12 protein-coding genes and 1 pseudogene are annotated in these 14301 nt (G+C 47.9%); 8 read left to right on the top strand and 5 right to left on the bottom strand.

Annotated elements, in window-relative coordinates:
* Positions 1–333 precede the first annotated feature (333 nt).
* The 5 genes from ACWPW2_RS21395 to ACWPW2_RS21375 all read left to right on the top strand — a co-directional run bounded on the left by ACWPW2_RS21395 (position 334) and on the right by ACWPW2_RS21375 (position 5570).
* A complete protein-coding gene (locus ACWPW2_RS21395; RefSeq protein WP_454125325.1) occupies positions 334–1119 on the top strand; it encodes a tyrosine-type recombinase/integrase in 786 nt (261 codons plus the stop codon).
* Between the two features lie 9 nt (positions 1120–1128).
* Entirely contained in the window at positions 1129–2199 is a 1071-nt protein-coding gene (locus ACWPW2_RS21390) for a HEPN/Toprim-associated domain-containing protein (protein ID WP_454125323.1), read from the top strand.
* A 307-nt stretch (positions 2200–2506) separates the two neighbouring features.
* Positions 2507–3598, top strand: a complete 1092-nt coding sequence (locus tag ACWPW2_RS21385; RefSeq protein WP_454125322.1) for a hsdR — start codon at positions 2507–2509, stop codon at positions 3596–3598.
* Between the two features lie 305 nt (positions 3599–3903).
* Complete coding sequence (locus ACWPW2_RS21380; RefSeq protein WP_454125321.1) at positions 3904–5277, top strand: hypothetical protein; 1374 nt, start codon at positions 3904–3906, stop codon at positions 5275–5277.
* A complete protein-coding gene (locus tag ACWPW2_RS21375; protein WP_312200742.1) occupies positions 5274–5570 on the top strand; it encodes a hypothetical protein in 297 nt (98 codons plus the stop codon). Before ACWPW2_RS21380 ends, ACWPW2_RS21375 begins: the two co-directional genes overlap by 4 nt.
* Before the next feature lie 56 nt (positions 5571–5626).
* Here ACWPW2_RS21375 and ACWPW2_RS21370 read toward each other — a convergent pair whose 3' ends face one another.
* A complete protein-coding gene (locus ACWPW2_RS21370; RefSeq protein ID WP_454125404.1) occupies positions 5627–6013 on the bottom strand; it encodes a nuclear transport factor 2 family protein in 387 nt (128 codons plus the stop codon).
* A 99-nt stretch (positions 6014–6112) separates the two neighbouring features.
* Between ACWPW2_RS21370 and ACWPW2_RS21365 the strand changes: the two genes are divergently transcribed.
* Positions 6113–6883, top strand: a complete 771-nt coding sequence (locus tag ACWPW2_RS21365; RefSeq protein WP_454125319.1) for an AraC family transcriptional regulator — start codon at positions 6113–6115, stop codon at positions 6881–6883.
* A gap of 181 nt (positions 6884–7064) precedes the next feature.
* Positions 7065–7442, top strand: coding sequence for a VOC family protein (locus tag ACWPW2_RS21360; protein WP_454125318.1), 378 nt, complete (start codon positions 7065–7067; stop codon positions 7440–7442).
* Between the two features lie 295 nt (positions 7443–7737).
* Here ACWPW2_RS21360 and ACWPW2_RS21355 read toward each other — a convergent pair whose 3' ends face one another.
* From ACWPW2_RS21355 to ACWPW2_RS21345, 3 genes are all read right to left on the bottom strand, one after another.
* Positions 7738–9489 (bottom strand): hypothetical protein, encoded by a 1752-nt coding sequence (locus ACWPW2_RS21355; RefSeq protein WP_454125316.1) that lies wholly within the window; start codon positions 9487–9489, stop codon positions 7738–7740.
* Positions 9490–10056: 567 nt separating this feature from the next.
* Complete coding sequence (locus tag ACWPW2_RS21350) at positions 10057–11061, bottom strand: hypothetical protein (protein WP_454125314.1); 1005 nt, start codon at positions 11059–11061, stop codon at positions 10057–10059.
* 210 nt (positions 11062–11271) lie between these two features.
* On the bottom strand, positions 11272–11493 hold the full coding sequence (locus ACWPW2_RS21345) for a hypothetical protein (RefSeq protein WP_312200753.1): 222 nt from the start codon (positions 11491–11493) through the stop codon (positions 11272–11274).
* Between the two features lie 146 nt (positions 11494–11639).
* Here ACWPW2_RS21345 and ACWPW2_RS21340 point away from each other — a divergent pair.
* Positions 11640–12759 (top strand): annotated as a pseudogene (locus ACWPW2_RS21340) (IS3 family transposase).
* Positions 12760–13320: 561 nt separating this feature from the next.
* On the opposite strand, the gene ACWPW2_RS21335 reads toward ACWPW2_RS21340, so the two are convergent.
* Positions 13321–14301: RepB family plasmid replication initiator protein (locus ACWPW2_RS21335; RefSeq protein ID WP_312200819.1), on the bottom strand; the 981-nt coding region annotated here is incomplete at its 5' end.

Here is a 14301-nt window from a genome sequence, read left to right as displayed (position 1 = left end):
CGGCAACCGGTACGCCTGTGCGGATTTCCGCGCGCTGCCACGATATGTTGTGCCTCCCCTGCCCCCGCAGTCCCTTATCCAGGCAAAAAGGATCCTTTCCGGATCATTTTGCGATCGCCCTGCTGAAAAACTTCTTTCCGTTTTATGGTATATTTCTATAAACCGGAAAACCAGCGCGCACCGCTCTGCGGGTTTTTTCAGTGGCGGCCTGACGCCGGAGTGGTGAAAATAGCGCCATACCGTAACCAGATTGCGCTACGTGAAAAATACAGTGCCGGCAGGGGGATTTCCCGCCAGATTTCACGCAGCGTCATCTCCCTGTTGTGAGGGTTAATGAATCAGCTGACTGTGCATCCCGCTCACCCTGCACATGCGGGTGATCACTTACCTGCCCCGTTCGATTACGGCCGGGCACTGGCGCTGCGCGAAATGGCGCGGCACTACACTGACCTGCCCCGCTACCTGCTGGCACCGGAAATTGCGGCCCTGCTGCATTACCTTCCCGACTGGAGCCAGCACGCCCTGATCAACACCCTGTGGAACACCGGGGGCCGCATCAATGAAGTGCTCGCGCTGCGCCGCCGGGATTTTCACCTCAACGACGATATTCCCCATGTGGTGATCCGTACTGCCAAGCAGCGGCGCGCCGGCGGCGGCCGTCCCAGGAAAGGCAAAAGTGCAAACCGGGTGGTGCCGCTCTCCGATCCGGTTTACGTGGACGAGATGCGCCGGCTGTTCGCCAGCACGAAGGAGCGCTTTGAGGATGACCCCATTACCGGTGAACGCCGGGCGATGCCGGTGTGGGCGGTCACTGACCGGACCGTGCGCAACTGGCTGAACCGCGCGGTCGATGCTGCCGGCCGTGACGGAGTGTTCTTCAGCACGGAAATCTCACCGCACAGTTTCCGGCACAGTTTTGCCATGCACCTTCTCTATGGCCATGTGCATCCGAAAATCCTGCAGGGGCTGCTCGGGCATGAAAAATCTGAGTCGACAGAGGTTTATTTGCGGATCTTTGCGCTGGATGTGGCCGCCGGTCAGCAGGTCCGGTTTACACTGGACGCATCCGCGGCCGTCGCGCTGCTGCGTAACCGGCCTTTTTCCTTTCATGATGGTTAAGGAGTGTCTATGTCCACCTGGTCCGGTGTTGAAGTCGGGGAATTTTCCCTGCATGAGGTGCAGAACAGTTATGGTACCTGGTTTTTCCTGCCCGGTGACCGTGTCAGGGAGATAAAGCAGGACGGCAGCGGGCAGGAATTCCCTGAAGGATCATTTATTGGTTACCGTGCCACGGCCGGACAGATCCGCCGGCGTATGGCGCTGCAGGGCTATGACATGGCCACACTTGAAGCTCACTTTACTGAGCAGCTTGCCGGGGCAGTCGCCAGCCTGCAGTCTCAGCTGGATGAGACCGTGTCACAGCGAGGCACCGCTGCATATTACGATGACATCATCCCGTTCCTGGAAAAAACGCTGGACACTATCACCGGAACCACACTTCATGACTGGCTGGCGTTGTTTCCCACCGCAAAAGCCTGGCCTGCCGGCGGAACATGGGAGAGTAACTGGCGTGAAACCGGCACGCCCCTTCTCTCTGTGATGATAAGTTTTCCTTTTTTCGCGTCACCCTACTGTACAGAAGGCGATTTCAACTTTCCCTGCAGTGATGCGTGCTTTTATGACCTGGCTGTCCTCAGTCTGTTCAGTGACGACACGCCGTGTACCCTGGACATAACAGGACTGGTTCAGAACGGGTATGTTGATGATTTTCACGACCTCGAGGAAATCAGTGCGAAGGCCACCCTCCCCTGCCGCAGCGTTCTGGCCTCGCTTGAAGACTTCAGCAGGCTCTCTGACAGCGCGCCCGGTAATGAGGTATTACAGCGAATGTGTTACTCGGGCATCATCACTGCCCTGGAAGCGTATCTCGCAGACATCATGAAGCGCTCTGTTCAGGAAGAGGCGATCAGACGCAGGTTTGTGGAACGCTATAAACCCTTTAAGAATGACATGAAGCTGGACATGTCCCGGCTGTTCAATACGCTGGATAAGATCGACAGAACGATTGCTGACACGATTGACTCCCTCTCTTTTCATAATCTGGAAATGGCAAGAGGGCTCTTCAGGGATGTTCTGCTGGTTACCTTCCCGTCTGAGGACGCGCGCTTTCCTGAACCATGCTGTCGGGGTGCGTCATGATATTGTTCACCGCAACGGCAGGCAGACGAGCGGTAAACCGGTAGCGGTTGGACATCCGGAGGTTATCAGGCTCGACAGTGCCGTGCGTCACTTAATCGTCTCGGTTGACGGTCAGATCCTGGACAGCCTTAAACTGCCTGATCGAGTCGGTGAAAGTGAATAAAAAAGAATTACACATGTATTTCATATGTATTAGTTTATAAATTCAAATGTATTACATATGTATTTCAGTTACAGCCTTTTTCCCGTGAACTGTCTGAAGCTGCTACTCCCGGTCGGACTACTGGCATGAGGAATGGATGACGGTATGAAAGAAGACATCAGAAAAGATCACCCCGCGCCGGAGCTGTCCCCTGAAGTCGTGGCGCTGATAAACAATGGCATGGATTTTCTTGATAGGGCCATAAAAGATTTCAAGACCGCGCCTAAATTCTCTGTCGTCAGTTTCTGGACGGCAGTGGAAATCATGCTGAAAGTGCCTCTGGCACAGGAGCACTGGACGCTCGTCTGCAGCGGCAGGAATATCCGGCTGAAGGACTATGTGTCCGGGGAATTTCAGTCGATCACCTTTCAGGAATCCTGCGACAAACTGAGGGACGTACTGGAAAAACCTGTACCCCAGACAACCCTTGATGCCTTCAATATCGTTCGCAAGCACCGCAACCGCGTGGTGCATTTTTATCACGATGCCTATACCAAGGAAGAGCTGGACCGGCTTATTTCTGAGCAGGCCAACGCCTGGTTTGCACTGAACAGGCTGATGCGGGATGACTGGAAAGATCTGTTTGAGGGTGCGCTGGGAACTCTTCTGGCCAGAGATGAAACCCGTCTTCTGACACAGAACAAATTCTATGCCGCCGAAAAATACAAGCAGATTAAGGGTGACCTTAAGGCATACCGTTTACCCGGTCACCCGATAAGTGAATGCCACGTCTGCGGGCAGAAGGCGGTTGTTCAGAAACAGGTCGCAGAGCATGACCATCAACGGTTGTTTTCATTCCATTGTCTGGTCTGCACAATGTCAGGCGGGAGCGTGCTGAAATTTAATTGTCCGCGCTGCGATACTCCTGCGCTTCTGCTATCCGACGATGTGGAAACACGTTTTGAGTGTTCGCACTGCGTATATTCTGAGACACGCTACAGGATGCTGGATACTTCCTCCTACAGAATTGACGAGAGAGCCCATGCGCCAGTGCCGGCCGGATGCTGCGAATGCGACGGATATGATACTGTCTGTGAATTCGGAGAGGGTTATCTTTGTACCGCGTGCCTGACATATTTTGATGCACTTGAGCAGTGCGGACACTGCAGCTATTACAGCAGTGAGGTGAGTGAATTCAGCGCTTATGGCGGATGTAATTTTTGTGAAGGGCACCGGGACGCGTGGGATGATGACTAATCATTCTGACCCTGATCCATATGAATGACAGAAAATACTAAACTACAAAAGAATTACAAATGAATTACCATTGTATTTTATGGGTATTCTCTTTGAAGCCGCTCGGTTGGAACAGCAATGAAGCTTGCCTCTAAGAATCGTGTATTTCTTATGTATTACAATAGGAATACGTGAGACATACGTATGTATGCCATAGAACGCGGCGTCATGCCGCATCGTACAGGGCAGGCCAGCAGTCAGTAAAAATTAAAATATTACTTATGTATTACACTTGTATTCAAATCTGATACCTCACGGAGCCAGATATGGAGATGGTCCGCAAAAATGCCCCCAGGGGGCTTCATGTCCGAACGCTCACTACCGATGAACGCAGCGCTGTCATAAATGTGTTCGGCGGGGGTAAGCAGAGTACCGCGAAAGAAAAAAAAATAGCGGCTGACATTTTGCTGGAAATGGACAGACGTGAACTGCTGATCGCCTGTGACTGCATTACCGGTGATTTACGGCCGTATAACAGCGAGGTTGAAAAGACCTTCATCCGGCATCTTAAAACGTCGGCACGGCATGATAAGGGATGCCCTCTGTACCATGTTAAAAAGCCGGGTAAACACGCCGGTGGCGATGACGGCAGGGACGGTCGCATAGCGCCCCTGGTTCCTGCAGGGCCTGACGATCTGTTCACCCGTAAAACCACGCCCGGTCAGGTGGGCAGCGGGGGGGCTGAAGAGGGGAGACGTCGCCGGATAAAACTGAAGCCTGTACCTGCACTTGGACGGATACTGATGACCATTCTTGAAGGTGCGGACATCAATAAAACCAGCGTACTGCCGATGACCGCGTCTCCGGGTCTTACTGCCTCCCTGCAGGCTGTCACAGATTTCCTCGATTCATGGCCGTGCAGCAATGGTCTCCCCGCCTCACAGTTTATAACCACAAAACCCTGGCAGACTGACCACGATCGCAAGCTCATACTGAACACCCTTAAAAACAGTGAGCACAGCTGGGGAAAGAATCGTGAGTTCTGTACGGTTCTGATCGGGCTGGCCAGCAAAGTAACGCAGACGGATGTGACGTTCATGGTTAAAGGAACGGCTTATCCTTTTTCACCGCTCGGTCGCATAAAAATCTTCGGGGAAGGGCTGCTCAATGCCGGCACCCGTGAACCCTACTGGGTGATACTGCGGTTCAGACAGGTTGATTACGGAGAGGTTTACTGCGCGGAAGGCTATGCGCATGCCGCTTTCGCTATGAATCTCCCTATCCCGGTAGACAGCGAAAAAGAACGGATAACGCTAAGGACGATACGGAAAGCCGCAAAGTATGTCGCTGACAACAGCGACCATCCCCCCGTAATCAGCCTTGTAAAACCACTTTTCACTGAAGCAACAGAGACTGACGGGAAAAAGGAGGATGTTCATCCTGACTTTATGCTGACCCTCACGCCGGAAGAGTCCGGTAAAGAGATACCGTTGGTCATCGAGACGATGGGCTATGACTCAGAAGAATATGTGGCGCGAAAAAGGGGCACACACAAGGCAATGAAAACCCTGGGGACACTCCTGACCGATCCGAACGGATTTCCTGAAGCATCGGAAACGACTTTTTACAGCCGTCTGCTGAGCTGGTTCTTTAATCCAGAGAAGAACATAAAAGCCAGTAACCAGGAGTTAAAAAAATGAGTGACCCCGAATCAATCGAAAATATACCTTCCTCCGTACCACCAAATACACAAATTCAACTTATGGGGGTTCCGGATGATCAGGAGTATGTTAACCGACTCGCAGCTGCAGTAAAGGATATAACCCTGAGCTGCGGACGTTATATGGATCTATCCTTACTTGATGGGATTACAGTCGGCCGGGGCTATGATGCAGCACTGCAGGCAGTAGATTTGGGCTATGCATCTTCCACGACCAAAACTTATACCGATACTGAAAAACTGATCGGAATTGACCTGCTCCCCTTAAAATAATATACCATGTGCAAGTAACGTCCGCTTATGGCACAAAGCGGACGTTTAAAACGTTATCACCTGGCATTACCCAAGTCTCGGTCACTTTCAAGACCTTTAAGCATAAGTGTGGCCTCTTCAATACGAATAAATCGCCCTGAATCATCTGTTTCAGCGAACATGTAAACTTCCATATCTATCTCGTCACCATTGCGTTTAGTACACAGAACACGATGCCTGGTAGCATAGAGATTGCCGTTTCGAAGTTCGTCGTGCACTTCAATTTTGCAGGAAGCGATGATTTCACGAAGTTTACGTGCATGGTGAGCAAAGTTCTCTAAGCCCTCCCACTCATTATTAGTGCGCTGCCGGTAACCGGGGCTAAAATAGCGATTGAGTATACCCTCCAGAGCCATATCCTGGCGGTTGATAATCTCATCCAGTACTTTAGTAATAGAAATCATTTGCATGGTCAGTCCTCATTGAAAGTTATGAGTACTCTACAGTCGACGCAATGTCTTAGGTACGGTATAAAAGACATTTAATACCTCAAATCCGCCATTATGACTGACCCATTGATTCTGTTTCCTCAGACGCTTTTTTCAAACGGACACACTTTGATTGTCACGGCTCTTCAGTCTGGTGCAATAAGGGAAACTCCACGTCATCATCACACCTGCGGACAATTACTTGGAGCTGAGCACGGTCTACTCACCATCGATGCCGGAAATTGTCGCTGGGTCGTACCGGCAACGCATGCCGTGTGGATACCACCGGTTGTTCCGCATGGTCTACGCTCGCACGGCCCATATTCAGGCTGGAGTGTTTATATATCTCCCGCTGCCTGCAGCAAATTGCCTGTTCAGCCTGCTGTTCTCTCTATTACAAATCTGCTACGTGAGGCGATAACACGAGCAGCCTCATGGAAAAATGAAGAGCTTAATGCGGCTCAAAAACGTCTGTCAGACGTTATTCTCGATGAAATAGGATCGTTGCCTGAAGTTAACCTTGGACTGCCAATGCCGCAGGATGCCCGTCTCCTCAGGGTTGCTCAGGCATTGTCTGATAGCCCAGATGACGACCGCAGACTGGAGGAATGGGCATCCTGGGCGGGAGTGTCATCGCGCACACTTACACGGCGATTCAGTGCTGAAACCGGCTTTAGCTTTAATGAGTGGCGACAGCGCATAAGGCTACTCAAGGCTCTTGAACTTCTGGCTGCGGGAAAGCAAGTGACGACAGTAGCCCTGGAACTTGGATATGACAATGTCAGTGCTTTTATTGCACTGTTTCGCAGGGTATTGGGCACCACCCCCGCACGGTTTAAAGTTTAAATATTCTGGCCAGTATTTAACGCCCGTTCTATCACAAATTGGACTGTGCGCAGGTGACATCCGCTATGAGCAGATGTCTGTCTAACAAAACCTTACATCCCTGCTACAGTTATTATTGCTGAGTAAACAGGCAAGACATGATCTTGATTTCGCATAACATTAGCAAACATGGAGCATACTTTTGATAAATAAAATCGATCACTTAGTACTCACATGTCGCTCAATTGAGCAATGTATGGATTTCTATACCCGTGTTTTGGGTATGGAGGCCGTAATGTTCAACAAGAACCGTTGGGCGCTGCTTTTTGGTGAGCAAAAAATCAATATTCATGAGTATGGTAAGGAGATTGAACCTAAGGCTCACCTGCCGGTACCTGGGTCTCTTGACCTGTGCTTTATAGTTAACAAATCAATCGACGAGGTTCTGTCACATCTTAAAGAGAATAATGTTCATGTACTCGAAGGGCCTGTAACCAGAACAGGTGCGAGAGGCGAAATTACTTCTGTGTATATCCGCGATCCAGATTTGAATCTCATAGAGTTAGCGGTCTACCATTAGAAATTTACAATTCATAAATGTCATAAGAATTGTTTAATACCGGAGCCTGTCCGCCCGGTATTGAACACAAACTTATTTCAACGACGTATGCTTCTGATACGAAGCGACACGTCTAAGGCTGAAGGTCCGCTTTGAGCGAGGAACGGACATTGGCAATTAGTCCGCAACTATTGAATGTATTACTAACGACCCTTTTATCTGCACAAAGATTCTAGAAGACATAAAAATTACTTGCTAGTATTAACTGAATAAAAAGCTTTAGAATATCATCTAAAGCTTATATTGCAATTTAACATTAATGCAGGACTTCATTTAAAGTTGCATTAAGATTCTTCAAGCTCTCAATGACTTGATCAAATATAAAATCTAAAGCATGGCTATAACCTGATGCCAAAGTTGCACTATCAAAACCAAGACTAGCTAAATGTTCAATGGATTTATTGACTGCTTCATGAGCTTCAGCGTTCCTCAAGTCATTATTTATAAATAGAGCTGCTAACGTATGATTGGATGAATTATAATTTGCAAGTTCATTGGCATGTTTTAGCGCGGATTGATCTTCATTTTGTTCATTAATAATCCTTGTAAGGTTTAATATTCCTTGCAATAATTTTAGCGTTTGCAATCTTTCAATATCCTTAGCCTTTACACCCATAGCAATACTTAATTTCTTTAATGAACCAGTTTTGATCTTATTAATGATCTCATTTATAGTCTTGCATCTAGCTAGGAAATCTTGCTCTTGCATATCGATTGAGGCTACATGAGCAAGCTTTTGCAGTATAGGATAGTTTCTAATGCCTTCATCATCAAGTTCATCTCTGTTGTATTCAAAAATATCAGAACTCGACAGGGGAACATCTAAAACTCTACCTAGAGATACTAGGTTTTCATTAAGCTCAGCTAGTTCTCTAGCAAATCTAAAAGTCTTAGAAACAATATGCTCATCATCTAATGAATTAGTATCAATAAGGTTTTGGTCTTTCGCATAATCATACACATGATATATTTCCTTTTCTGGAACTCCTCGGTAAAGCTCATAAAAAGGTATTTTCACTAAGTTTCTACCGACTCTGACACAGTCTCTAAATGCCCATTGCCCGCCATAGCTAGGGTCTGCATGATAGTGATTACCATCAAAAAATGGAATGGCTTCGTATGTCTTATCTTTCTCATATTTAGTAAGAAAAGCATCATCAACATATACGTATTCGCCACTACGATAATCGGTAGCTCGTGACATTGTCATCGGTGACTTGTGACCGGGCCATACTAATGTGTTGACGTCTAATTCAAAGCAAAGCTCTGGCTGAACAGATTGAACAGTTCCCCATGCTTGAAGCAATATCCTATCTGTATGATCAACTATTTCAAATTCAATCCAAGGAAGTTCGATTCTAAAGTGATTAGAACCTGATAAGAGTTTGAGTACCTCTTTAGTTCGTTCGATATAGGCTTCGAAGAAGAAAACTTTTACTCCAACACAACCTTTCATCCATAAATATTTTCTGAGGTAATCATTCCTCATCGTCCATTTAACATCTTTGTTGCTTTTGAAAAAATATTCACTTGAGACATCACCTTGTGCGACTCCATATGATGGCGAAGAAATCTCATCAAAAATTACTTTTTGTTCATCATCCCCTATGAGCCTTGGTTTCAATCCCAGTTTCATCCAGACATCTTCGGCCAAAAAAAAGGAGTAGTGGAGACTTGATCCCCAAGAAGCTACAATATACCCATAACCGGAGATAGATATATCTGTACCCCAAGCCCCACCTTTCTCTGTGCAGTCCTGCGTGGAAAATGTGACGACACCTTCACAGGATTCACGTAATACACTTAGATTTGCGACATCATCCTCGGGAACTACGGCCATGATCATATGAGTGTAATCATAATCATCTTGATATTTATTTCTTTCGTACCGATGGGTTACAGTAACTTCTCGCTGGGGGTTAGAATTGTCTTCAACAAATAATAGATCCTTTAAACCCTGAGGTATTTGCTCAGCCGGTAAAGGAAGCTTTGATAAATAATCAAGCACTTAATAGCCCTCCGTGATAACCATGAGTGTTTGTTAACACAGTAATCATATCCATTTTGGATGGTTTGTGTCTAACCTACTTTTGTCCATAGAATCATTGCAGGGCTGTAAAATTTATAAAAACAGAAACTACTATGTACCTGTTGCTGGGTAGCACAGTTATTTTTCAAACTGTCCGCTCTTGGCACAAAGCGGACGTTTGAATCTGAATTAACCACTGACCCGTATTCAGAATGCCGCTTCAGCGGCATCAAGGCGCCAGATGAAGTAAAAGATGGCGCAGAGGCTGAACGGCGCCGTACGCCCGGCGTAGCCGGTTACTGCCGTATAAATCGCGCCATACCCTACCTTTCCCTGAACAGCCCTGCGAGCCTTTAGCAATGAAGAAACTCAGATAACCTCTTTTAACCCCGGTGAGCGGACTTCACGGCGCTTGCGACGTGAAGGGCGTGATTTCCGGGGACTTGGCGTCGGCAGCTTGCTACTGACGCTTAGGGGGGTGTTCATCTGGACTTTCTGCGATGGATGCGGAACTTAACACGGTAGCTGCTAAGGTGAGCATGGGGATCAAACCGACACCTGCACAGTGTGAAATGTCTGTGCGGATATTTTTGAAGAAGTAAGGTTTCCAAAAATCCAAGGCTTGGAGTGCAGCGAACAGTCAGACAGGAGCGTGACAGCAATTTCGTTTACGTCCAGTACACACCCATTGAGGGATTGCATATCTTTCTTCAGCCACTGAGGTTCGTTCGAAGGAAATTGCTTAAACTCAATATTATAATGAGGCTGAAAATGCGCAATCAGGCTGGCCTCCATTACCTCATAAAGGCTGTTCTCGCCCCCTTTGATCAATGACGATATGACGTCAGTGGTGGTAATCACCGATGGCGCACCTGTCTTGGATTCAATGATATATCCCGGATCGTAGGCAAAAATGTACAGTGCCCGGTTACCATTTCTCTGTATCAAATCCGCTTGGATCTCAACAGATTTCTCGTGAGCCGTTGCTCTCTTAAAAACATCCCGGGTTCCATTCGGACCGCAGGCTATTCCGATATATTCAACGTGAAAATCTGTCAAGTGGGCAGGGGGATTGATAAAACGCAGGTAGTGCAGCAAATCCGGATTCAGAAAATAATTGTGGGTTGTGTTATTGATGCAAATAATTTCCAGACCGACTAGGTAGCCATGATTTGTATACTGCACTGGACGCACAGTTTGGATTTTGGTGACATCAAGCATTGGAGGAAGGGGGTACGGTGAGCTTCCATCCAACAGAATTTCGGCCCCAACCATAGTTACATTTGGGAAAGTGTGAAAAACAATATCACATACCACCTTCTTGCCCACCGGATCCCATACAACGTTGGAGGAGAACGATATATTGATTCTAGACGCCATGATGTAGAGGTGGTAATCCCTCGTCAACCCGTTGGCATGTACGCAATCGCCCCGCCGAGTCACAAATGATTGAGGGGCCCCGGTCAGGCTGGCATTCTTAAGCTTAGAAGGAGCATTCGGCATCATGAGAACCGGAAATCCAGAAAAGTAACTAATTCGTTGCGGTATCATTCCGTTTCCTTGAATAGTAGTTGTCTGACTTAATGATGTAGTTTTGTAGAGCCATCATGATTGAATTTGCAAGCCTCATGCAGCCCATTTTGACCCTTAATTATCTGGAAGAAGAATAATTGCCGCCAGGCAGTTTATTTATGCCTTTATCCGGGCATTCGGTAAACCCACATATTACCGAACCAGCTAAAAGATACCAGACGCGTCAAATCAAACGTTGTGAGCTAACAGCAGTTTGTTTATCTCTTTTCCCTTTCCTACTCGGAAATCAAAAGCATACGTACAGCATTTAGTAGCCAGAACACGATATAGCTCGTAGATAAGATCCCGGTTAGGTCCTTCACCCATCCCAGCCTTTTCCAGCGCCAGCGGTGACGCGGTGATGAATACCACATGGTGAGGAATACCGAGCTGCAGCACAGCATCGATCATGCCCTGAATCTGGCTGCGCTTATAGGTTGTGTCTTCATAGTTAAAGATGAACGCCGTTTTGCGGGAGCCCTGTTCTGACCTGCTCCCCGTTGATTAATACACACCGATGTCAGTAATGTCTTCATAAGCCACATGAGGACATCCCCATGAAGAAGCGTTTTTCCGACGAACAGATCATCAGTATTCTCCGCGAGGCCGAAGCCGGAGTTTCTGCCCGGGAACTCTGCCGTAAGCACGCCATTTCCGACGCCACGTTTTATACCTGGCGTAAGAAGTATGGCGGTATGGAGGTGCCTGAGGTTAAGCGCCTGAAGTCGCCTGAGGAAGAGAACGCCAGACTCAAGAAGTTGCTCGCCGAGGCCATGCTGGATAAGGAGGCGCTTCAGGTGGCTCTTGGGCGAAAGTACTGACGACAGACCAGAAGCGCGAAGTCGTGGTGTTGATGTGTGATGCGACCGGTCTGTCGCAACGTCGTGCCGCAGTCTTACAGGTTTATCCCTGTCGACCTGCCGCTACGAGGCTCAGCGTCCGGCGGCTGATGCACATTTATCAGGGCGCATTACTGAACTGGCACTGGAGCGCAGGCGTTTTGGCTACCGCCGCATCTGGCAGTTACTGCGCCGTGAAGGCCTTCTGGTTAATCACAAGCGCGTGTACCGCCTCTATCATCTCAGCGGGCTGGGCGTAAAACGCAGACGACGTCGTAAAGGACTGGCAACGGAACGTCTGCCGCTGCTCCGCCCTGCCGCGCCCAACCTGACCTGGTCGATGGATTTCGTCATGGACGCGCTGGCCACCGGTCGCAGGATAAAGTGCCTGACCTGCGTGGACGACTTCACGAAGGAATGCCTGACGGTCACTGTTGCCTTCGGGATATCAGGTGTTCAGGTCACGCGTATTCTGGACAGTATTGCGCTGTTTCGCGGCTATCCGGCGACAATAAGAACTGATCAGGGCCCGGAATTTACCTGCCGCGCGCTCGATCAATGGGCCTTTGAGCATGGCGTGGAGTTGCGGCTTATCCAGCCCGGCAAGCCGACACAGAACGGATTTATTGAGAGTTTTAATGGACGCTTTCGCGATGAATGTCTGAATGAACACTGGTTCAGTGACGTCAGTCATGCCAGGAAAACCATCAGTGAATGGCGTCAGGATTATAATGAGTGCCGCCCGCACTCCGCGCTCAATTATCAGACGCCGTCGGAATTTGCGGCGGCCTGGAGAAAGGGTAATTCTGATAGTGAAGGATCCGACATTACTAAGTGAGCGTTGTATCTAATCCTGGGGGCAGGTCATGCTCATTCCGATGCAAATGGAGGCATTTTGCTTGCATCTCGATGATTACCATCTTATTTCCTGCATTTGTCTTAATGAAAATATAAACTGTAGCAAGCATTTGCTTACTACAGTTTATGTCATAAGCTATGGCGAGTGAGATGAACAACAGGCAGAGAAGTATAAACTATAGCAAGTTACTATCTCGCTATAGTTTATGTTATTTAATAGATATCACTCCCTTCCCTAACGTAAACCAATCATTCATTAGCCACCGAGGTAAGCAAGCACTTACGAACATCGAAAAATAAGCTATAGAGAGCAGAGCTACTTCTGGCATGTTGATACATAAGCTATAGTGAGAATCATCACCCAATGATGAGTGAAAAATAAACCATAGCGACTAAATAGCAGCCAGGATCGGCTGACCGAAGGACAGGGTTAGCAAAAGTACTCGCTAAATAATATGTATAAGCTGTAGTGAGCACTGATCTCGTCGGTACTCACTGGCGATGAGAATTGAATTGTGATTAATCGCTCTCGCTTATTCGATTACTTATTACGGAAGAGTTTTTCCAAGTCGTCCATGGTTATGCCAAGCTTTTCAAGGAGCTGGAGTTTTTCGGTAAGCTCTTGATCGGGAGGGCTTGCTGGACTGCCAGCCAGCTTAGGATTCTCTTCGCTAGCGTCTTTAGGTGCTTTGAGCTTGGGACGACGGTAATGTACGTTAAACAGCACGCTGCGTCCGCGCTGCATCTCGGTGTAATCAAGGTAACCAATCTCTTTGAGCTGCTCCATAGCCCGGCGAACGGTCTGATTTTGTGAGAATACTGGTGATTTCAGGCTTAATCTTGCTCTTAAGCGTGCCAGCGATATAGGGGCAGGATCTTTTGGCAGACTCTCTATAAAGGTATATAGCGCCTGAGCAGACTCGCGGCGCTTCAACGCGTTTATAGCCTTAAGCTGAAGAAGTACTTTTTTATCAAATTCATAGAGTTCGAATAACCGCGGATCCGCCTGCAGAACCACGATATCACGTTCGGTATCATAGAATGCAGACTGTACCAGATGAGTTATATACTCTTTGGTATGCTTTTCAGTGGTGCGGGAGAATGATATTACCGTGCCTGCTATACGCTTCAGTGAGGGGCTGATGCGCTCCCTGAGTTTGCGTGAGGACTGGCTCGATGGGATCCCACAGAGTTTAGCGAATTCAACAAATGATAGCTGAACCTTATCGCCTATCACTTTATGTTTGGCAAAAGAATGGATAATACCCACCCAAGTTTTAAAGTCATTATCCATATCCAGCCTCGGACCTGTGATCTCGACTTTGTCGAAACCCTCCGCTTTGGCCAAGGACAAACGCGTTAGCTCTTCGGTCGCATCAGTTTTTGATAACGTATTTTTTTTACTATTTTTCAATGACTTGAGTGTTGGGACGAAAACACCAAGTCGCATTAGCGCGACTGGCTGAACCGTATTATTAGAATTTGGAGTGAGGGTAATAAGTTCACCAGTAGACTTATCCAT

The organism is Kosakonia sp. Marseille-Q7440, from assembly GCF_965119485.1.
This window is presented reverse-complemented; position numbering and strand designations above follow the sequence as displayed.